We start from the raw sequence: 20,062 nt of genomic DNA, 5'->3' as shown, positions 1-20,062 counted from the left end.
ATAATGAGGTTATAGATTGAGGTGAATACATGTTTAGCCGTACAGAAAGCTTCTCGCAATATATCCGCCTATATCCGGTGGTGACGTTCTTCCTTGCTTTGAATATCCTTATTTATGTGGTGACTCTTATCCCGATTATTGGGACCCAAGTATTTAACGCTGGCGTTGGCATCAACTTTCTCATTTCCGAAGGAGAATGGTGGAGACTCCTTACACCGATGTTCCTTCACGGCGGTATTATGCACCTGCTGTTTAATATGTTTTCTCTTTTCATTTTCGGGCCTGAACTCGAGAAAATCGCAGGCAAAGCACGCTTCCTGACAATTTATATGCTCTCAGGTATTTTCGCTAATATAGCAACATTTTTCTTACAGGGTCCTGCGTATGCAAGTGTCGGTGCAAGTGGTGCAATTTTCGGGATTCTCGGAGCATTTGGAGCTCTTGTCTATTATACAAAGCATATCCTGCCGCAACTAAGACAGATTATTGTACCAATTATTGTAATCAGCATTATTATGACCTATATCCAGCCCGGAATTAACACAACCGCCCACATTGCAGGGTTAGTCGTCGGATTTTTAATCGGACTCAGCTATTTTCATCCGAAACGGATTGTCAGTTGGAAAGGTAAGAAAAGAAGATAAGAGAGCAGGTTACCCCTGCTCTCTTTCTGTATTTATTGCGTTTTTCTCATACCACGAAAGAATCTTCTCCGCTTCCGCTTCTTCCATATGATGTACTTGGGCGCGAAAAGTACTCATACCCGATTTGATATTTGTCGCTATTGTCGCCACATTTTTACGTTTGTGGAAGTAGTTTTGTTTCATTTCCATCGATTGAATTCTGTTTTTCGTCAAGTAAGCCGTCTGGAGGCTGAAGTTCCTGAACCGCATTGTCAACTGATTGCCAGAAATTCCATAAGCAGCTGAGCGGTGCTGCCATAATCCAAAGAGGACAATGACCGGCACGATAAGAAGCGAAAACAATCCGTATGGAAAGAAAAAGTACGTCAATGCGCCGATTGCAGGAATCATCCATAGGAAATCGACACGATAGAAAAAGCGCTTTCCACGCACGGGGAGTTTCTCCGTTGGTTCGTCAAGTATGAGATCCGGGAATATCTCTTTTAACGGGCCGTAGATATCCGTTCTTTTAACAAGAGGGAACAAGTTAATTTTCGCTCCTTCAACTCCTCCTCCCCCCGCACTATCAATTGCCACAGCGGCATAGCCAAATAGCTGCCTAAAAGGATTTTCAATAATACGCACACTTTGAACCCTATTAAGCGGCACTGTCATTCTTTTTTTCTCAAGCAGACCGCGCGTAATGACAATATCTTCTTTTTCAAGCGAAACACTAAAACCATAGTACGCCAGGAATGTCATCGCAACAGACAGCCCCCAAACGAGAACAAATCCTAAAAAGACAGCAATCGCAACGATAAGAAGACCGAATTTGATGAAGCCCGAAATCTCTTCATACATCCAACCAAACGGAATCATCTCGGCAAACTGCGATAGGAAGATCCCAACACCCGAAAGAATGATCCCAATTCCGCCCGATGTAGTTGCCAGGATTAGCAATCCTTTTGACGACATCGTAAAAACGGATTTCGTTTGCGGTTCTTCCACTGCCTGGATATCTTCCGCCAGCACTCCATTTTCCTGCCAAACTTCCTTTTTGCCAGTTTTCGCCTGTGCTATTTTCTTTTCAATCCTATTTGCTGCCTCTTTCGTAATCGCAGTCAGTTCTGCTTCCGACTTTTTGGAAGAGGAGTTGCCTGCTGTTTCCACTTTTACTTTGACAAGTTTGAAAGGCCGGTGCAAAATCCCTTCCGTATAATCCAGGCTTTGAATCCGGTCAAACGGAATATAACGTTTCTTTTTTACAAATAACCCATATTCAATACGAAGTTCATTGTCTTCGAACCAGTATTCGAAACGCTTCCACTTAATAATTCCTGTAATGAAAAATACAATAATAAGAACTCCGAAAATGATAAAGGTTAAATAATCTAAATACCATTTACCAGACCCCAAATCATTCAGACCATTGGCGAACACAAGCACAATGATCGGCAAGATTGCTTCTTTTGCCGTTTTCAACACTTCTATAATTGCTGTAATCCAGTGTAACTTATAGCGTGTCTCAGACATCTTCTTCCGCCACCCTTGCAAGCGCTGATATTCTGCTACGAAGTTCATCTGCCTCTTCCATTACAAGAGCAGGGATAGTATGATTTGTCGCTGCTGTAGAAACCGTGATTTCAGCCAAGTCGTACTTCCGCAAAATAGGCCCTTGCGCCGTGTCTACGTGCTGAACACGCACCATCGGGATTAATGTGCGCTTAACGATGAAAATACCATGTTGCAGCTCAATTTCCGATTCTCGTACTTCATAGCGCCAACGTCTCCATCTTACTTTAGGGAATAAATAAATAAAAAAGTACGCATATAGAATGACGACCGTTGCAGCCACTGCATATATCCACCACGGACCTTTAAATATGTAAGTCAATACACCCGCCCCAATTGCTACGAGTAATAAGAATGCTGTTTGTATAATCCCGTATAATCTCCAAACTTTTAACCCTTTTTCCGAAATCCGGTTCACCGGTTGCTCTCTCATATAAACACCTCTCCCTTCTAACTTATTCTATACGATTCAGGACGTGAAATGTTTCATTTCACAAGATTGTATTTAGGGTTCTGTATGATGGTTTGTATTAAGTTGTTTACTTTTAACTTTATATTGTCTAGTTCAACAGGAACCTAGGCTAGTTTCTACACAAAGTTGTGGACTTTAAAATGTACAAAAAAGCCGGGTGTGCGCTAATTGCGCTACCCGGCTTTCCTACATACTTTTTCGTATTAACGATCTGATTTAGTGTTGCGTGAACGACCGCTGTCTCTTCTTGATCCGTCACGGCTGCCGCTTGGAGCGTTACCGCCGCTTCCGCCGCTACGACGAGCTCCGCCGCCATAACCGCGACCGCCGCCTGACGGACGACCGCCACTGCGGTTGCCTTTATAACCACCGCCACCGCCGCGTGAATTTCCACGTGCTGGTAATGGACGCTCTTCCGAAATCGATACAGGTGTATCATTCGGTTCACGTGTTAATGATCTGATTGCCGCTGCAACAAGGTCTTTTGCTTCATACTTCTCAAGCAATTCAGTTGCAAGATGCGTGTAATCACTCAATTCGTTTTTGTTTACGATTTCCGTAAGTTGTTCAACAGCCACACGTTGCTGACCAAGGATCGCTTCGTCAGATGATGGTGGATTCAAAGCAGTCATTTGCTTTTTAGTTGTTTCTTCAACAATACGAAGGTAACCCATTTCACGTGGTGTTACAAATGTAATTGCCACTCCACTTTTACCTGCTCGCCCTGTACGACCAATACGGTGAACATAGCTTTCAGGATCTTGTGGAATATCGAAGTTGTAAACATGCGTTACGCCTGAAATATCGAGTCCGCGTGCCGCAACGTCAGTTGCAACTAGGATGTCAACTTTACCTTCTTTAAACTGACGAAGAACCGACATACGCTTCGCTTGAGTCAAATCGCCGTGGATTCCTTCAGCGATGTACCCGCGGATACTTAGTGCATGAGATAGTTCATCAACACGGCGTTTCGTCCGGCCAAAGATGATTGCAAGCTCTGGTTGTTGAACGTTCAACAAACGAGAAAGAATATCGAATTTTTCGCGTTCTTGTGATTTAACAAAGAACTGTTCGATATTTTCGACAGTCATTTCTTTTGACTTAATTTTAACCATTTCCGGATTTTTCATGAACGTTTCCGCAATTTTACGGATAGGTCCAGGCATTGTAGCCGAGAATAGGAGTGTTTGGCGCTCAGATGGCACACTAGCAAGAATCGTGTTGATATCTTCGATGAAGCCCATGTTCAACATTTCGTCTGCTTCATCAAGTACAAGTGTTTGTACGCCATCAAGTTTCAATGTTTTACGTTTGATGTGATCAAGAATACGCCCTGGCGTTCCAACGATGATTTGCGGGTTATTGCGCAATGCGCGGATCTGACGTCCGATTTCTTGACCGCCGTAAACTGAAAGGATGCGTGCACGTTTGTCAGCACCGATTTTGTAGATTTCTTCAGAAACTTGAATAGCCAATTCACGTGTTGGCGCAATTACAAGTGCCTGTACTGCAGGGTTTCTTGTATCGATTTTTTCAATGATAGGAATACCGAATGCAGCTGTTTTACCAGTACCAGTTTGAGCTTGACCGATAACGTCGCGACCTTCCATACCAAAACGGACAGTACCTTCTTGGATTGGCGTTGCTTCTTCAAACCCCATTTTAGCTAGCGCGCGTTGTGTTGATTCACTGATATTTAATTCTGAAAAATTAGTCAAACTTATCAATCTCCTTTGTTTTTTCATTTGACAATTGGTTACATTTGCAAATGAAGGCACGGCAAATTCGAGCCTGTTAAAAGGGAACGTTTCCGATATTTTGCATTCTCTATAGTATAAGTAGAGGTTATGGTTGAAAAGGAAAGCCCGGTCTTTGCCGAGCGGTTCGATCAACGGACAAGTCGTCCAACTTATATGAGCAAACCGTTAAATTCAAAAAAAAGTACTCTTCACGTATGAAGAGTGCTACGTAAATGTATCCAATGTTCATCGTAGTATAACATGGATAAAAGCACTACGCAATCAATCCGCTTAAGTGGTAATAGTCAGTTTACTTGTGAAAAGCGGAAGTAGTCAGCCGAGGGAACGCAGCCAAAGTACGCCGCTTCCTGCGGCAATGGCTGCATGACCTACATCCTGTAGGCCTGGCATAAGATGGACCGGCGAAGCGGCGTTTTTTGCCGAATAGCTGGGCCAGCTTATGACCCGAGCGTCTGGCTACTGGAGCTAGACAGGATTGAAAAGCGGAAGAGGCCTGTCGCTGGAACTAGACATCTTCTTGCATGAACCGAAGCACTTCATTGAACCAATTGTCACAGTCATCGCTGTAACAGATATGATGCTTCCCAAGAGGTGATTTTATGAATTCCTTTTTTTCGGAACCAAGTGTTTTCATTAGATGTTTAGCGGTAGTAAACGGGACAATTCCATCTTTCTCGCCTTGAACGATACATACGGGAGTTGTAATAAGTCCATAATAGGGTTCAATTATTCTTACGATACGTAAAAATTCGAATGTGGCACGCAGCGGCGTGTGGGTCAATTTATATTCGTATAAATGGTAAAATGTATTCGGCGGATATTTTGCTTTAATCGGTTTCGCTAACATGGTTCCCATTTCTTTCAATAGGATGCGAGGACTTATATACTTTGCCGCCGCACTTAAAAGAACAAGTTTGTCGAACTTGTACCGCAACGCAAGATACATGGCAATAAGCCCACCCATCGAAAAGCCGACCACGATTACGCGGTCGACTTCCTTTTGTAGCTTTTTGAGCGCGAGCTCTGCTTCCATCAACCAAGAGTCAGCAGACACTTTTCCAAGATCCAACGGCAGGCCGTGGCCTGGGAGTGTCGGTAAGGAAATCTGCCAATCGGTTTCTCTTTTCAAAAAATTGACAAGCGGTCGCACTTCAAAGGGACCGCCTGTGAATCCGTGAATGAACAGCACTCCTGTTTTCATTCCCCTGTTCCTTTACCTATCAGGTCTTTCACAATATACTCAAGCGCCATTCCGCGCGAGCCTTTTAATAGGACGATTGAATTTTCGCCTGTAGATTCTTGAAGTGTATCCACAATTGGCGTGTAATCCTTTTCCGACCATAAAAGCCGCGTTTCGCTGTTGCTCTTTTCCAGTTTTTCATACAACCACTTCATGCGCGGACCATAGAGCATGATTCCTTCCAGATCCATCGCCGTAATTTCGTTAGCCAGATTTTCATGATAAACTTGCTCGTCATCTCCGAGCTCAAGCATATCAGCTAGAACAATCCACTTTTCTTTCCGTAATCCAGTTTCCTCTATGAAAGCAAGTGCCGCACGCATTGATGTCGGCGCCGCATTATAGGCATCATTGATAAATAACGCGCCATTTTCAACAATAACCGGTTGCATGCGCATATCTGTTAGCGATGTATGATGCAGAGCAGAACCAATATCAGCAATGCTGACAGTTGCTTCATTGGCAATAAGAATAGCTGCAAGTGCATTTTTCACTTGATGAGCGCCGTAGACAGGAATTGTGAATTCCGCATCAAGTAAACCTGTGACTTCAAAATGACTTCCCTCATCTCCAGATTCGATTTTCACAAGTGACAGTGTCGTTTCTTTTTGGTGGCCGAACGAGATAGCTTCTACAGCTGGATGTTGCCCGATAAGTTCTCGCAGGAGCGGTTCGTCTCCATCATAGAATAACTTACCGCCTTCTTGTAGTCCGTCTATAATTTCAAATTTCGCTTTAGCGATTCCTGCACGGGAACCTAGATCCTGCATATGCGCTTCGCCAATATTTGTAATAACAGCAAAATGCGGTTTAGCTAGTTTCGATAAAAATGAAATTTCTCCGAACCCGCTCATACCCATCTCTAAGATTGCGAACTCGGTATCTTCCTCAAGCGACAAAATCGTCAGCGGCAGACCAAGTTCGTTATTATAATTGCCTTCCGTTTTTTGCACCTTGAAATAAGGAGCTAACACGCTTGCAATAAGGTCCTTTGTTGACGTTTTTCCATTTGAGCCCGTAATGCCGACGACTTTACACCTGAGTGTATCCCGATAGGTGCGTGCCATTTCTTGAAGCGCCCTCTCCGGGTCTTCGACAAAAATCAGCGGCAAATCAGCAGGGGGATGTGGTTCGTCTTTCATCCATAAAGCTGCGACAGCGCCCCCTTTAATCGCTTGCTCCACATAATTGTGACCGTTCACTTGTTCACCCCGAAAAGGAATGAACAAGTCTCCCGCCGCAGCAGTCCGTGAATCGATTGACACGCCTGTCACGAACTCACCTTCCATATTTTGCCCATCCGCTTGTAACCATCCAGCGATTTCAGTTAAAGGTTTTTTCATGTTCAACCACTCTCAATCCATCGTATATTGTATTTTTTGTTTTTCCACATGCCGTTCCACTGCAAGTTCGATTAATTGATCGATTAATTCAGGATAGGTCACGCCTGTTTTCTGCCAGAGAAGCGGGAACATACTTGTCGGTGTAAAGCCAGGCATCGTATTTACTTCATTGATAAGTACTTCGTTTTCTGTTGTGACAAAAAAGTCTGCGCGAACAAGGCCTGAACAATCAAGCACTTTAAATGCACGGACAGCAATGTCTTCCATTGTCTTTTCGACGTTCTCTGTCACCTCTGCCGGTATGGCCAGTGTTGTGTTGCCGTCTTTATATTTCGCTTCATAGTCGTAAAACGCGGCAACAGGCTTTATTTCACCCGATACTGAGCATAATGGCTCGTCGTTACCCATGACACCCATTTCAATTTCACGTGCAGTCACACCTTGCTCGACGATAATTTTCCGGTCAAATTTTAGAGCCATTTCCACTGCTTCTATTAAACTCTTCCGGTCCGTCGCTTTGCTGATACCTACACTAGAGCCTAGATTTGCGGGTTTAACGAACATTGGCCAGCCGAGCTCCTGCTCCATTTTGTCAACTAACTGTTGTTGTCCGCTGACCCATCCAGTTCGGATGAAGTGGACATAGGGCACTTGTTTCAGTCCTGCTTGTGCGAAAAGTTGCTTCATGACGACTTTGTCCATTCCGGCGGAAGATGCGAGTACACCATTCCCTACGTATGGAACATTCAGTACTTCAAAGAGTCCCTGAACCGTTCCATCTTCCCCATTCGTTCCATGAAGAAGCGGGAAAACGACGTCTAAATCATCTGTTCCGCCGTTCAGGAAATCATGGATGCTATCAGGCTTATTGCCACCGTCGCCTTTGAGACGCAGTTCTTCTAGTGTTTCAACAGGGCTCTGAAGTGATTTACCTTTTCTCCATTCGCCATCGTATGTTATATAAACCGGAACCACTTCATATTTTTCAAGATCTACTGCCTGCGTCACCGCACGTGCAGTCGACAATGACACCTCATGTTCCGCTGATTTTCCACCGTACACTAAACCTAATCTTTTCTTCATGCTTTCCCCTCACTATCTATTATTTTTCGTTACTCCAGTTTACCATGAACGGCTCCCCGTCATGATTAATATATGTAAGCTCTTTAACCAAATAACTTAAGTCCTGTAACCCCGGCTATGATGAAAGATAAAAAAAGGAACTTCAGCGCACTTCTTTTCTCATGAAAGAAAGCCATGCCAATTAGCACACTTCCCGCTGCACCTATACCTGCCCACACTGCGTACCCTGTACCGACAGGCAATTCTTTCATGGCTACCGAAAGGAGAAAGAAACTAAGTGCTGCTGACACGATTGTCAATGCAGTATACTTTATATTTCTGAACCCTTGCGATAATTTCATCGTAATGACAAAAGCCACTTCAAATAGCCCTGCGATGATAAGTATGACCCAAGACACTACTCAGCCTCCCCCTTCCCATCAGCAAGCTTAAGGCCGACAATACCAACAAGCAGAAGCACTAGAAAAAACAGCTTGCTGGCACCCGCCCCTTCATTGAATAAAAGAATACCAGCAATTGCTGTTCCTGCTGCTCCGATGCCGGTGAAAACAGCATAAGCCGTTCCAATAGGAATCGTTTCCATTGCTTTCGCGAATAGAAAAAAACTGATTACGATGAAAACCAGTGTTATTATAGATGGCAGAAGAATGGTGAATCCCTGCGCTTCTTTCAAACCAGTCGCCCAAATAATTTCAGTAACGCCTGCAATAAGTAAATAAACCCATGCCACAACGATGATCCCTCTCTAAAATAAGCCTTAAATTTCCCACAAGTCTAACACGTCCGCCAAGACCCGAGCAACTTCACGTAGATAAATGCGTCCAATATGAGGATATGCATCCGTCCCCGCGATGCGTTATACTAAAAGGTGCTAAAGTATAAAGAAATACAGGTGACTTTCAATGAAATTGACAAACAGGCCAGCGGATCGTTTCGACTGGACGCTCGCCTTTATTCTATTACTATTTTGCTTGATAAGTTTATTTACAATCGCTTCCGCTCAAACATCTGGGCAGTATCCGATTAACTTCGTCCCGTTGCAAATCAGGTGGTATATTGTAGGTGCATTTATTATTGCAATGACCATGTACTTGGAACCTGAACAATATAAAAAGATGTCGTGGTACTTATATGGGCTTGGCGTTTTCCTCCTTGTCTTCCTGTTTTTCGCTCCAGGAGGAGAGGGACAGATTGCCGAAATGCGGCTCGGTGCTAAAAGATGGCTTCATCTTCCAGCTATTGGAACAATCCAGCCTTCCGAATTCATAAAGACGTTTTTCATCTTGGGGATGGCACGTCTAGTGAGTACACACCATGAAAAATTTGAGGAAAAGACTTTAAAAAATGATTTTCTTCTTCTTGGCAAGATAATGTTTGTTCTTATCCTTCCGCTCGCTTTCATCGTTAAGCAGCCCGATCTAGGGACCTCCCTTGTGTTCATCGCGATTACTGCAGCTATCGTAATTGTGGCAGGCATTTCATGGAGAATTCTTCTCCCCCTTTTCGCGGGAACAGCCGCAATTGGCGGAGGGTTATTATGGATGGCTCTCTATGCGCAGAATTTCATGGAAGAGACACTTGGCTTTTCACGCTATCAGTTTAAAAGGGTTTATTCCTGGCTAGATCCCTATTCCTTTCCATCCGATGAAGGCTACAACCTTCTAACTTCTATGACGGCAATCGGCTCAGGTGGAATTACGGGGAAAGGTTTTCAAAGCCGCGAAGTATATATTCCTGAAAATCATACCGATTTCATATTCAGTGTCATCGGGGAGGAATATGGCTTCATAGGCGCCAGTATTGTGATTACATTGTTTTTCATACTCATTTATCATTTAACAAAAGTAGCAATTGAATTAAAGGATCCATTTAGTGTGTATGTTTGTACAGGAATTATTGCAATGATCACATTCCATGTGTTTGAAAATGTGGGTATGACTATCCAATTACTTCCGATTACAGGTATTCCGCTGCCGTTCATCAGTTACGGCGGAAGTTCACTTATGAGTAATATGCTCGCAATCGGTCTTGTTTTCAGTATGAAATTCCATCATCGGACCTATATGTTCGACTCGGATGAGGAAGACTGAACAAATTGGCTGATTAAAAAATCCTATTTTAGTGGAATCAAGGTGATTATATATGAAGATGAACAATAAACCCACGGAGCGTTTTGACTGGTCACTCGCATTTATCCTGCTGATGTTTTTCCTTGTTAGTTTGTTTGCGATAGCTTCAGCTCAGACGACTGGCCAATACACTATAAATTTCGTACCTTCTCAGATTCAATGGTACATTGTCAGTTGTGTCATTATCGCCATCACAATGTATTTGGAACCTGACCAATATAAAAAAGCTTCCTGGATTATTTATGGTGGCGGTGTATTTATTTTAGCCCTTCTGTTCATTCTTCCCGAACACTTGGAACTGGTCGCAAGAAGAAATGGAGCAAAAAGCTGGTTCCACCTTCCTGGAATCGGAAGCATCCAACCAGCGGAGTTCATGAAGACATTTTTCATTATCGGCATGGCTCGCATGATTACTATGCATCATGAAAAGTTTGTTAAGAAAACATTGAAAACCGACTTTTATTTACTCGGGAAAATAGTTGCCGTTTTATTCCCTCCGTTATTTTTCATCATGATGCAGACTGATCTAGGAACAGGCCTCGTTTTCATTGCGATTACAGCGGTATTCGTTGTTGTTTCAGGTATAACATGGCGAATTATTTTCCCGGTGTTTGCAGGGACTGCGACGATTGGGGCAATATTGCTTTGGATGGCACTCTATGCACAAGATTTCCTTCAAAACAAACTTGGGTTCTCGCCTTACCAATTTGAACGTATCTATTCATGGCTCGATCCATATTCTTATTCGTCGAATGAAGGGCGTCATCTTATTACTTCACTCAACGCGATTGGATCAGGAGAGATTTTCGGGAAAGGCTATAAAGGCCGCGAAGTATATGTTGCGGAAAGTCATACCGACTTCATTTTTACGACGATTGGGGAAGATTGGGGATTTATTGGCGCGAGTCTGGTCATTTGTCTGTACTTCTTCCTCATCTATCATCTGACTAAGATCACGCTTGAATTGAAAGATCCATTCAGTACGTATATATGTGCAGGTATTATTGCAATGATCACATTCCACGTCTTCGAAAATATCGGAATGACCATTCAATTGCTCCCGATTACAGGTATTCCGCTCCCCTTCATCAGTTATGGTGGAAGTTCGCTAATGGGGAATATGCTCGCGATAGGACTCGTTTTCAGTATGAAGTTTCATCATCGAACGTATATGTTCAGTTCGGATGACGACGAATAAAGAAAAGCGCAAGCGCCTTGGTAGACCCGAGGGGCTGGGCGCTGGAGCTAGACATTGCTTTAGGTTGAAAAACTTGTACTTTCTTATCTTTTAAAGAAAAAAGCTTCGACGGTAAAACCCGTCGAAGCTTTTTTTAGATAAGATCACTTTCATTATTGAGATTGAATTTGCGGGTCTTGTGCAGGTGGCGCAAGGGCTTTCAGCATTTCCAGACGGGATTTCGTCATCGTAGCCGAAACACCCAACTTCGCCAAGTTGGAGATGATCTTTTTCAAATCAACTTCTTTAGCCATCTATTCCACCTCGACCTTTCTATTAGTTATAGACGAATACGCATAAGTAAAGTTTCTTTTCACAAGTAAATGTCGTTCTATTTTGCTCGTACTACAATCATACCACCCCTGTCCACTTTTTAATCTTTCAATTCTGTTACAATTGTGGACTTTTTGTAAATGTTTCATACCTCTAATTTTAAAAATCGATTTCATCAACATACCCTCACTAGGTATAATTAACTTAACTTAACGTAAAGAGGCGGCAAATTGACAAAAGACCTAATCTGAGATGATATTTCAGTAGAGACAGCAATTCAATCATGCCGGAAAAGCCATCATCCCCAGAACGTAAAAACCAATATGGTTCACCGGTTGAACAGAATTGAAGGGCAAATTAGAGGCATCAAAGGCATGGTTGAAAAAGATGTATATTGCGACGACATTATCACTCAACTTTCTGTCACTCAATCTGCACTTAATAGCGTGGTAAAAGTACTGCTCGATGGTCATCTGAAAGGCTGTGTCAAAAACCGACTTGCTGGAGGCGACGATGAAGCTCTTGATGAACTGCTTATTATAATTACAAAATTGATGAAAAAATGAGGAAGAATAAATTATGACAAATCTACAGTACTAAACGTTACAGGTATGATTTGCGGGCATTGTGTAAAAGCAGTAGAAGAAAGTCTCAGTAAACTTTCGGGCGTTGAACATGCGAAAGTCAATCTTGAATCGAGTAGCGTTGAAATCGATGCTTAATTTCAATATATACAGCATGAGATTTCATTATTTACTTAGCAATAACAACACTGCGGCTGGCTATAGTTCTTTTTTAAACACTATATCCTCCTGGAGAGTAGTATTTTTTTGCTTTGTTGGAGGCTTACGTGAAATGGGTGGACACTTCGAGGGGGTGGTTGGACACTTCAGGGATTTTGTTGGACACTCTCCCGTTTGTTGGAGGCTTTTCTGAAATGGGTGGACACTCCGAAGGGTGGTTGGACACTTCAGGGATTTCGTTGGACACTTACCATCCGATAACACCTGCTATCTGCGAAATACACTTATCCTTTGTGCGTTTAGTATATGACAGGTAAAATGAATGTATTGATTCAGCAGAAAGTGGGTTTGAATATGAAAAAAGCAATCCTTCTTCTTATGTCCGTACAATTTTTTGTTTATCTTGGATTCGGCATTATAATTCCAATCCTTCCGGAAGTCATCTTGCAGCAAGGATTTTCTGAAGTTCATGTCGGCGGTTTACTGACTGTTTATGCCCTTGCCTCATTCTTCACCGCACCGCTTTGGGGCGCATTGTCAGACCGTACTGGGAGGAAAAAGCTTATTTTGACAGGGCTTATCGGCTTCAGTCTTAGCTTCTTCCTATTTGCATTATTCCTTGAGAACTTGCCATTGTTGTATGTGTCCCGCGTTGTCGGCGGTATTTTCTCCGGTGCTCTTTACACCGCTGTTACTGGATTCGTTGCAGATATGACGGATGAAGAAAACCGCAATAAATATATGGGACTGCTCGGCATGTCGATTGGTCTCGGTTTCATTTTTGGGCCGGCAATCGGCGGTGTGCTCGGTAATGTCAGTCTTCAATTGCCTTTCCTAGCGTCCGGTACGCTGACATTGTTCCTGATGGTGTATGCGGGAATCATTTTGAAAGAACCCGAACGACGTGGACAAGCAAATAAACGTGCAATCCTTCCAAAAGGAGGAGCTACACTATGGCAATATCGAATCCGTTACCTGTTTTTGTTCTCGTTCATGGTGACATTCCTTCTTGCCGGGCTTGAATCGACGTTCCAACTGTTCCAAATATCAAAAATTGAAATCACACCGCTTCAACTTGGGTACTTATTCATGGCCAGTGGTTTTGTGGATGCAGCGATTCAAGGCGGTGTCGTCCGTCGTGTCAAAAATGGAACAGAAACGAAGTGGATTATTGGTGCGCAGATTGTTACCGCACTAGGACTTCTTCTTATTCCTTTCACTTCCAATCTCTTCTGGGCGGGATTTGCTCTTAGTGTCTTCACTGCCGGAAACGCACTCGCCCGTACAGTTCTCGTTTCATTAACATCAAAAGAGTCTGGCGGGAAATACGGAACGGCCGCTGGGATGACCTATTCCATGGACAATATGGGGCGCATCATCGGTCCATTATTATTTACATGGATTTTCACGCAACAAGCCGGCAATATGTATTTCATTTCCGCAATTCTTGCAGTTGTTTCTGTTGTGCTAATCGTTGCGTTCAGAAAGTCTGCTAAATCGCTCAAGAATTTGGAAACAGTTGCTGAATAATAGAAAACCGCTGGAGGCATTGCTCCCAGCGGTTTTTCTTTAAAGCAATTGCACAAATCCAACAAAAAAGTTATGAGCTTCAGGGTAATATTATTCCCTTCAATTTTATCCGTTTGCCTTATCTTTGTCGCTCAACCTAATTGGTAATCTCAAGCCGATTCGGAGATGAAATTGTAAATGCGATCTCCATATCCACATCACGTTCTATATGTTCAGGCGTCCACGGAATATGCAGATGCGGTTCAATTCCGATTCCTGTCATCCCTTGCCCTTTATCGATTCGGGACAGTCGGGATGTCGGGTACATCAGTTCAAATCCTTCGTCCCATTTTTTTGTTGCTAAGTTCGCATAATCATTTAGCCCCATTGTTGATCGACCGATGATGGTTACTTTGCTAGATTTCTTGCAAACTTCTACAAAAGAATCACCAGCACTGCCACACCTTACGTCCGTTAATACAACAATAGACTTTGGAAGTTCGTTCCCCTTGATAAAAGTGTCAGATATAATTTCACTGAAGTTGAATTCAACAAAACCTTTCCCCTTGTTCTTCTCCCATTGTTTCTTAAAAACCTTTAAAAACACTTGAGCCTGCTCGTCTTGAATATGTTTAAGAACTTCATCCAGTTCAGCTATTATTCGATTCGCACTTGCATCCGTGCAATTAAATAACATCTTTTCTTCATCGTCTGCCAAGTCGACGCCTTCCTCGGGCAAAAGGTATGGGAGTAAAGGATAATAACTGGAATCGCTTCCCCCATAATTGACACGTACATCGATGATCCATTGCTCCGCCGATTCAAGGATTGCCTGATTTTCAGTTACCACCATAGCTATGGCATCGGGATTTGCGAAGTCCGTCATGGTAATGACCACTTTTCCATCTGCTAGTTGCTGAACTGAATAAGTAGGCGTGTAGGTTTCTTTTTCATAGTAATCAAATGAAATGATATTCCGAATTTTCCCGTCGCTCTCAATTTCACCAACATCATAAAGTGACAGAATTGAAGTCCAATCTTCACGTTCAGAATGGTTTTCGTTTAGCAATCGATGGTGTCGTTCCCTTAATTCAGAAATGCTATGTCCTCCAAGTGATACGAAGTACATACCGGGCTTTAAACGATTTTCCGAGTCAACATGCGTAACATAAAGACGTTCTTCAAAACGACGGACTCGAAATCCGCGGACTTTCGGCTTTTCATTATTTTGTAAATCCGTCGCCGCGAAGAAAATATGATGATCGTTGAAATCCATCAAATAATCCTTAACAATTTCCTTAAACGTTTCTTTAGAAAGCTGATTTCTATCCTGTAATCCTCTTATCTTCTCGCTGAAGTATTCCGGATTATCACACCCTTTTTTATCTTGCCAACCCGCGTAATCATTATTCATAATATGGACGATTTCTTCGAAAACTCTTTCCATTTCCCCACCCCTTATTTCATTATTCAACAACTGTCTTCGCCTCCAACGCTTTCGAATCCCCAAGTTCCGGATGCGCTTTTCGTACGACGGACGGTCTTGCTAAGAATAGAACGGTGCCAATCAATAGTAGACTTGATGCAATGAGGATCCATTGTGCCGGGAATAGATCATATAAGAACCCATAGATAACTACTCCAAGCGGCATAAGCGCCATCGACATTGTTTCAAGGATAGAAAATACGCGCCCTTTATAATCATCGTCAATCATTTTCTGCATCATTACTTGCAAGGGCGTATTAACGATAATCATTATTGCTCCAAAGCTGAACATGATGAACAAATAAAAGCCAAACATAAAACTATATTGCATAGGTATGAAAAGGGGAATTGCTATGCTTCCCATAATGACACCCATTCCAAGAATGCCTCTCTTTGAGACAAGCAACGGATACTTCACTTCTTTGCGCATCGTCAAATAGATTGACAATAGCAGCATCCCCACCGCAAATGCACCTTCCGTCAATCCGAAATGCGTCGATGCCATCTTCATCTTTTCAATAAGAATGAATGAATAGCCGACTTGGAATGCACCAAATAGGAAGTTGATGAATAAAGCAATCCAAATCAATGTCATGAGAATTGATTGTAATTTTAAATAGGCTAATCCAGCCTTCATACTCTGCATCATCGATTCCTTCGGTTCCCCATCGACTATTTCTTTACGTTTCGCAAATAACTTGAAATTCATCGTTGATTCGAGAAACACTCCAATAACTGAAGCAATCATATACATTATGAGAAATACTGGCATCGAGACTGTTCCGTACAATAAACCACCTACTGCCGGGCTTCCGATTGCCGCAAATGAAATGGACATCTGATTTAAAGACATCGCCTTTTGAATTCGTTCTTCATCAACTAGACCAGTAATGGAAGAACTAAACGTTACGCCCGAAAATGTTGATGTAATTGATAAAACAACGGTTGTCGTATAGATAGCAAGTAAGGATAATCCTGAAGTTAGACTAACGATCAGAAGCCCCCCGATTGCAAGGGTTGAAGCAATTTGGGCTGTAATAACGATTGCCTTTCTTGAATACTTATCAGCCGCATAGCCTGCAAAAGGTGCAACAAGCGTCCGAGGTAAAAGGTTGCAAATAAGGTTCGTCGCAAAACTTGTTGCCGATCCTGTCAGTTGTAAAATGTAAAAACTGATAGCGAATGCGTATACTTGCGATCCGAATGAAGAAATAAGCTTGCTGATTGTGAACGTCCATAAATGATAGGTTGCTTTTTTAAGCTTGAAAACCTCTTCCATACAAACACCCCTGTCTGAATTGTTTAACTTCATTAAACGAATATTAACACGATAGATACTTCCATCACAAGAGAAAGTTTAATATAATTAAACTATATGATGAAAACTTCGGAGGTGCGCCTTATCGAAACGTTAGGTGAGCGAATACGGAAAATAAGAAAACAACAGAAACTTACGTTGGAAGCATTGGCGGGCAACGAGCTAACGAAAGGCATGCTGAGCCTTATCGAGAATAACAAGGCGAATCCTTCGATGGAAAGCCTATCTTATATCGCGGAAAGGCTCGGCGTTGAAGTTACTGAGCTATTGGAAGAAGTGAGTACGCAGGAACTGAGGGAAATATTGGAGCAATCGGAGAAGCTCTATAATACCGGACTAATGGCACTAACCGATGAATATGCCCAACTGATTTCAATCATTGAACCGTACGCTGAAAATTTAACACAAGGGTACGAATCTGCGCGCCTATTAGAAATGTATAGCTTCTGTCTTTATTACGAAAAAGCGGAAGGGTGGCAAGAAATTGCTGATAGAGCCGCCTGCATATATGAGCGAATGAACATTATTCCGAGACGTGCCGCAATCGGTATTTTCCGGGCGATGGTCAAATTCACAGAACATAACTATACCGTGGCTCTGGAATTTCTACTCCAAGAACGTTCCGAAATTGAAGCAACTAATACTTTTATCGATCCAATAACACGACTTGATTTTGACTATACGGAAGCAGTTCTTCACTTCGCAGTTGGAGATTCAGAAGCCGCTATCCGAGTAATGGCAAGTGCCTTTAAATTTTCGAAAGAACAACAAGTATTTTATCGGATCGACCACTTATATAGGCTGGCTGCCGCGCATGCCATGATGAAGGTAGATGAAATTGAATACACATATTATGTAAAGAAGTTGGCTCAATATGGGGATTTTGCCGAAGACAAAGAAGCATTGTTTTTCACGGAGTTCTCGGAAGTCCATTATTTGAATTCATACAAAAAGTCATATAAAGAAGCACTTTTACTTTTAGAGAAACTTCAGGAGAAAAAGGATACGCCAGATGAATACATTCCGTTTCTCAATTTAGAAAAAGGGAAATCCCTTTATGGAATTGGTCAATATAAAGAAGCCATTGCATTTTTAGAAAAAGTAACAATAGCGGATTATATTCATCATCCCTTTGATTTATCTAGCCTTTATGAGCACGATGCATACGAAGCCCTTTGTCAGTTGGAAATTGGTAATTCCAGTGAGGCAAGCCGTCTTATTCAAATTGCAGTTGAAAATATTTCACTAATGCCACATACACCGTACAAAGACTTCATCATGGAAACATACGAATTAATAACAAACTAAAAATACCGCAGAAGACAATGACGTCTTCTACGGTATTTTTTCATTTTATGAACGCTATCGCTATTATATGATCGGTCTGCAACAGCTTATGAGCGCTATCGACGTTATACGAGCGGTCTGCAACAGCTTATGAGCGCCCTCGATGTTATATGAGCGGTCTGTAACAACTTATGAGCAGTCTCGAGTTATATGAACAGTCTGCAACAAGCTTATGAGCGGTCTCGATATTATATGAGCGGTCTGCAACAGCTTTTGAGCGCTATCAACGTTATATGAGCAGTCTGCAACGAGCTTATGGGAGCTCTCGACGTTATATGAGCAGTCCGCAACAGCTTTTGAGCGCTATCAACGTTATATGAGCAGTCTGCAACAAGCTTATGAGCGACCTCGATGTTATATGAGCGGTCTGTAACAGCTTATGAGCGCTCTCGATGTTATATGAGCGGTCTACCATAGTATATCGGTAGACGGCTTATACTTCAGCTGTCTGTTTATCAAGCGGAGCGTTGTACATGTCTTTATCCAGTTCGCCTGTTACACGTGCAGTTGTAACGCCCGCCGTCATGGAGCCGCTGACGTTTAATGCTGTACGACCCATGTCAATGAGCGGTTCTACTGAAATCAGAAGTCCTGCTAATACAACTGGTAAGTTAAGTGCTGATAGAACAAGAATCGCAGCGAATGTTGCTCCGCCGCCAACTCCGGCAACTCCGAATGAACTGATTGCCACGATCGCAATCAAGGTAATAAGGAATGTCGGTTCAAGTGGATTCTGTCCTACTGATGGTGCAATCATTACTGCGAGCATCGCAGGGTAGATTCCTGCGCAACCGTTTTGACCGATTGATAAGCCGAATGATCCGGCAAAGTTGGCAATACCATCAGGCACGCCGAGACGATTCGTCTGTGTATCAATGTTTAGCGGAAGCGCGCCTGCACTTGATCTTGAAGAGAAGGCGAATATCAATACTTCCCCTGCTTTTTTCACGTATGTGATTGGGTTTAATCCTGATAGTGCAATAATGATTAAGTGAATGCCGAACATAACCAAAATGGCTACATATGAAGCAAGTACAAACTTGCCTAGACTATAGATAGCTGCAAAGTCAGACGTCGCTACGGTGGTTGCAATAATCGCTAAAATACCGTATGGAGTCAAGCGCAAGACAATCTTTACAACACCCATGATCAGAGAATAAATCGCTTCGATGCCCTTTTTCACTGTGGCTGCATTTTTTTCATCTTTTCTTGTAAGAGTCAAATATGCAAATCCAAGGAATGCTGCAAAGATGACAACACCAATTGTTGAAGTTGGTCGTGCACCGGTGAAGTCAAGAAACGGATTCGCAGGCAACAAGTCAATTAACTGATCCGGCAGTGTACGGTCCGCAATCCCTGCTGAGCGCTCTTCAATAGAAACGCCACGTGCAAGCTCAGCTTCTCCTTGCACGATTTCCTTCGCATCGAGGCCAAAAAGAAGTGTAACAGAAATTCCGATAACCGCGGCGATTGCAGTTGTTCCGATAAGAAGCCCTAATATCACACCCGCCATTTTACCAAAGTTCTTGCCGATTGTTATTTTTGTGAATGCTCCAAGGATTGAAATGAAAACGAGTGGCATAACAATCATCTGAAGTAATTTAACATAGCCTGTTCCTATCAGGTTGAACCACGGCATAGACTCCTGCAATACTGTTGAATCTGTGCCGTATGCAAAGTGTAAAATAAGTCCGTATACGATTCCGAGACCTAGCCCGGTGAAAACACGTTTTGAAAACGAAACCTTTTTGCGATGCATATTATATAGTATACCGACGAGCAAGAGCAACCCGGCAATGTTCAGAATAAGTAAGAATGTATTCACTTTTTTTCCTCCTAGTTTTTCAAATAAGTGCGTAGCATAAATAATACTCTAAACCAGTAATACATATCAGTCAAGTAGGCTTTCTATTATTTAGTTGCTATA

General features: G+C 42.6%; 19 protein-coding genes. 7 read left to right on the top strand and 12 right to left on the bottom strand.

Going from position 1 to position 20,062, the window contains the following annotated elements; genetic code table 11:
- Positions 1–29: 29 nt before the first annotated feature.
- Entirely contained in the window at positions 30–644 is a 615-nt protein-coding gene (locus MKZ11_RS06945; RefSeq protein WP_340793292.1) for a rhomboid family intramembrane serine protease, read from the top strand.
- A gap of 9 nt (positions 645–653) precedes the next feature.
- Here the strand turns inward: MKZ11_RS06945 and MKZ11_RS06940 are convergent, their stop codons facing one another.
- The 8 genes from MKZ11_RS06940 to MKZ11_RS06905 form a co-directional block, all read right to left on the bottom strand.
- The gene (locus MKZ11_RS06940; RefSeq protein ID WP_340793291.1) at positions 654–2,156 is read right to left on the bottom strand and encodes a PH domain-containing protein; all 1,503 of its coding nucleotides are present in this window, start codon (positions 2,154–2,156) and stop codon (positions 654–656) included.
- Positions 2,149–2,628 (bottom strand): PH domain-containing protein, encoded by a 480-nt coding sequence (locus tag MKZ11_RS06935; protein ID WP_340793288.1) that lies wholly within the window; start codon positions 2,626–2,628, stop codon positions 2,149–2,151. Before MKZ11_RS06935 ends, MKZ11_RS06940 begins: the two co-directional genes overlap by 8 nt.
- 242 nt (positions 2,629–2,870) lie before the next feature.
- Complete coding sequence (locus tag MKZ11_RS06930) at positions 2,871–4,385, bottom strand: DEAD/DEAH box helicase (protein ID WP_340793285.1); 1,515 nt, start codon at positions 4,383–4,385, stop codon at positions 2,871–2,873.
- A gap of 547 nt (positions 4,386–4,932) precedes the next feature.
- Positions 4,933–5,628, bottom strand: a complete 696-nt coding sequence (locus MKZ11_RS06925) for an alpha/beta hydrolase (protein ID WP_340793282.1) — start codon at positions 5,626–5,628, stop codon at positions 4,933–4,935.
- Positions 5,625–7,010 (bottom strand): UDP-N-acetylmuramoyl-tripeptide--D-alanyl-D-alanine ligase, encoded by a 1,386-nt coding sequence (locus MKZ11_RS06920; RefSeq protein WP_340793280.1) that lies wholly within the window; start codon positions 7,008–7,010, stop codon positions 5,625–5,627. Before MKZ11_RS06920 ends, MKZ11_RS06925 begins: the two co-directional genes overlap by 4 nt.
- Positions 7,011–7,022: 12 nt before the next feature.
- Complete coding sequence (locus MKZ11_RS06915; protein ID WP_340793279.1) at positions 7,023–8,093, bottom strand: D-alanine--D-alanine ligase; 1,071 nt, start codon at positions 8,091–8,093, stop codon at positions 7,023–7,025.
- A gap of 83 nt (positions 8,094–8,176) precedes the next feature.
- Positions 8,177–8,491, bottom strand: a complete 315-nt coding sequence (locus tag MKZ11_RS06910) for a DMT family transporter (RefSeq protein ID WP_340793277.1) — start codon at positions 8,489–8,491, stop codon at positions 8,177–8,179.
- Positions 8,491–8,823: a DMT family transporter gene (locus MKZ11_RS06905; protein ID WP_340793275.1), complete on the bottom strand. Its 333-nt coding sequence runs from the start codon at positions 8,821–8,823 to the stop codon at positions 8,491–8,493. Before MKZ11_RS06905 ends, MKZ11_RS06910 begins: the two co-directional genes overlap by 1 nt.
- A gap of 172 nt (positions 8,824–8,995) precedes the next feature.
- Between MKZ11_RS06905 and MKZ11_RS06900 the strand changes: the two genes are divergently transcribed.
- Positions 8,996–10,183, top strand: a complete 1,188-nt coding sequence (locus MKZ11_RS06900; RefSeq protein ID WP_340793274.1) for an FtsW/RodA/SpoVE family cell cycle protein — start codon at positions 8,996–8,998, stop codon at positions 10,181–10,183.
- Positions 10,184–10,241: 58 nt separating this feature from the next.
- Positions 10,242–11,420 carry an FtsW/RodA/SpoVE family cell cycle protein gene (locus MKZ11_RS06895; protein WP_445327032.1) on the top strand — a complete coding sequence of 393 codons (1,179 nt, stop codon included), beginning with the start codon at positions 10,242–10,244 and terminating at the stop codon, positions 11,418–11,420.
- A 152-nt stretch (positions 11,421–11,572) separates the two neighbouring features.
- Here MKZ11_RS06895 and MKZ11_RS06890 read toward each other — a convergent pair whose 3' ends face one another.
- Entirely contained in the window at positions 11,573–11,713 is a 141-nt protein-coding gene (locus MKZ11_RS06890) for an Lmo0850 family protein (protein WP_340793272.1), read from the bottom strand.
- A gap of 342 nt (positions 11,714–12,055) precedes the next feature.
- On the opposite strand from MKZ11_RS06890, the gene MKZ11_RS06885 reads away from it, so the two are divergent.
- From MKZ11_RS06885 to MKZ11_RS06875, 3 genes are all read left to right on the top strand, one after another.
- Positions 12,056–12,298, top strand: coding sequence for a metal-sensitive transcriptional regulator (locus MKZ11_RS06885; RefSeq protein ID WP_340793271.1), 243 nt, complete (start codon positions 12,056–12,058; stop codon positions 12,296–12,298).
- A gap of 6 nt (positions 12,299–12,304) precedes the next feature.
- Positions 12,305–12,454, top strand: a complete 150-nt coding sequence (locus MKZ11_RS06880; protein WP_340796940.1) for a cation transporter — start codon at positions 12,305–12,307, stop codon at positions 12,452–12,454.
- A 375-nt stretch (positions 12,455–12,829) separates the two neighbouring features.
- On the top strand, positions 12,830–14,005 hold the full coding sequence (locus MKZ11_RS06875) for an MFS transporter (RefSeq protein ID WP_340793270.1): 1,176 nt from the start codon (positions 12,830–12,832) through the stop codon (positions 14,003–14,005).
- 136 nt (positions 14,006–14,141) lie between these two features.
- Here the strand turns inward: MKZ11_RS06875 and MKZ11_RS06870 are convergent, their stop codons facing one another.
- Both MKZ11_RS06870 and MKZ11_RS06865 read right to left on the bottom strand, forming a co-directional pair.
- Positions 14,142–15,431, bottom strand: coding sequence for a S41 family peptidase (locus tag MKZ11_RS06870; RefSeq protein WP_340793268.1), 1,290 nt, complete (start codon positions 15,429–15,431; stop codon positions 14,142–14,144).
- A 19-nt stretch (positions 15,432–15,450) separates the two neighbouring features.
- Positions 15,451–16,749, bottom strand: a complete 1,299-nt coding sequence (locus MKZ11_RS06865; protein WP_340793267.1) for an MFS transporter — start codon at positions 16,747–16,749, stop codon at positions 15,451–15,453.
- Between the two features lie 99 nt (positions 16,750–16,848).
- On the opposite strand from MKZ11_RS06865, the gene MKZ11_RS06860 reads away from it, so the two are divergent.
- The gene (locus tag MKZ11_RS06860; protein WP_340793266.1) at positions 16,849–18,096 is read left to right on the top strand and encodes a helix-turn-helix domain-containing protein; all 1,248 of its coding nucleotides are present in this window, start codon (positions 16,849–16,851) and stop codon (positions 18,094–18,096) included.
- Between the two features lie 472 nt (positions 18,097–18,568).
- On the opposite strand, the gene MKZ11_RS06855 is transcribed toward MKZ11_RS06860, so the two are convergent.
- Positions 18,569–19,894, bottom strand: a complete 1,326-nt coding sequence (locus MKZ11_RS06855; protein ID WP_340796939.1) for an L-cystine transporter — start codon at positions 19,892–19,894, stop codon at positions 18,569–18,571.
- Between the last annotated feature and the right edge of the window lie 168 nt (positions 19,895–20,062).

Source organism: Sporosarcina sp. FSL K6-1508 (assembly GCF_038007465.1).
GTDB classification, from domain to species: domain Bacteria; phylum Bacillota; class Bacilli; order Bacillales_A; family Planococcaceae; genus Sporosarcina; species Sporosarcina psychrophila_B.
Note: the sequence above shows the minus strand (reverse complement) of the source record. Positions and strands in the feature narration are given on the sequence as shown.

What these genes read in the sequence shown, in the direction of transcription:
- MKZ11_RS06945 (WP_340793292.1), top strand. Translation starts at nt 30, where the DNA reads ATGTTTAGCCGTACAGAAAGCTTCTCGCAATATATCCGCCTATATCCG.
- MKZ11_RS06940 (WP_340793291.1), bottom strand. Translation starts at nt 2,156, where the DNA reads ATGTCTGAGACACGCTATAAGTTACACTGGATTACAGCAATTATAGAA.
- MKZ11_RS06935 (WP_340793288.1), bottom strand. Translation starts at nt 2,628, where the DNA reads ATGAGAGAGCAACCGGTGAACCGGATTTCGGAAAAAGGGTTAAAAGTT.
- MKZ11_RS06925 (WP_340793282.1), bottom strand. Translation starts at nt 5,628, where the DNA reads ATGAAAACAGGAGTGCTGTTCATTCACGGATTCACAGGCGGTCCCTTT.
- MKZ11_RS06920 (WP_340793280.1), bottom strand. Translation starts at nt 7,010, where the DNA reads ATGAAAAAACCTTTAACTGAAATCGCTGGATGGTTACAAGCGGATGGG.
- MKZ11_RS06915 (WP_340793279.1), bottom strand. Translation starts at nt 8,093, where the DNA reads ATGAAGAAAAGATTAGGTTTAGTGTACGGTGGAAAATCAGCGGAACAT.
- MKZ11_RS06900 (WP_340793274.1), top strand. Translation starts at nt 8,996, where the DNA reads ATGAAATTGACAAACAGGCCAGCGGATCGTTTCGACTGGACGCTCGCC.
- MKZ11_RS06895 (WP_445327032.1), top strand. Translation starts at nt 10,242, where the DNA reads ATGAACAATAAACCCACGGAGCGTTTTGACTGGTCACTCGCATTTATC.
- MKZ11_RS06890 (WP_340793272.1), bottom strand. Translation starts at nt 11,713, where the DNA reads ATGGCTAAAGAAGTTGATTTGAAAAAGATCATCTCCAACTTGGCGAAG.
- MKZ11_RS06885 (WP_340793271.1), top strand. Translation starts at nt 12,056, where the DNA reads ATGGTTCACCGGTTGAACAGAATTGAAGGGCAAATTAGAGGCATCAAA.
- MKZ11_RS06875 (WP_340793270.1), top strand. Translation starts at nt 12,830, where the DNA reads ATGAAAAAAGCAATCCTTCTTCTTATGTCCGTACAATTTTTTGTTTAT.
- MKZ11_RS06870 (WP_340793268.1), bottom strand. Translation starts at nt 15,431, where the DNA reads ATGGAAAGAGTTTTCGAAGAAATCGTCCATATTATGAATAATGATTAC.
- MKZ11_RS06865 (WP_340793267.1), bottom strand. Translation starts at nt 16,749, where the DNA reads ATGGAAGAGGTTTTCAAGCTTAAAAAAGCAACCTATCATTTATGGACG.
- MKZ11_RS06860 (WP_340793266.1), top strand. Translation starts at nt 16,849, where the DNA reads ATGAAAACTTCGGAGGTGCGCCTTATCGAAACGTTAGGTGAGCGAATA.
- MKZ11_RS06855 (WP_340796939.1), bottom strand. Translation starts at nt 19,894, where the DNA reads ATGCATCGCAAAAAGGTTTCGTTTTCAAAACGTGTTTTCACCGGGCTA.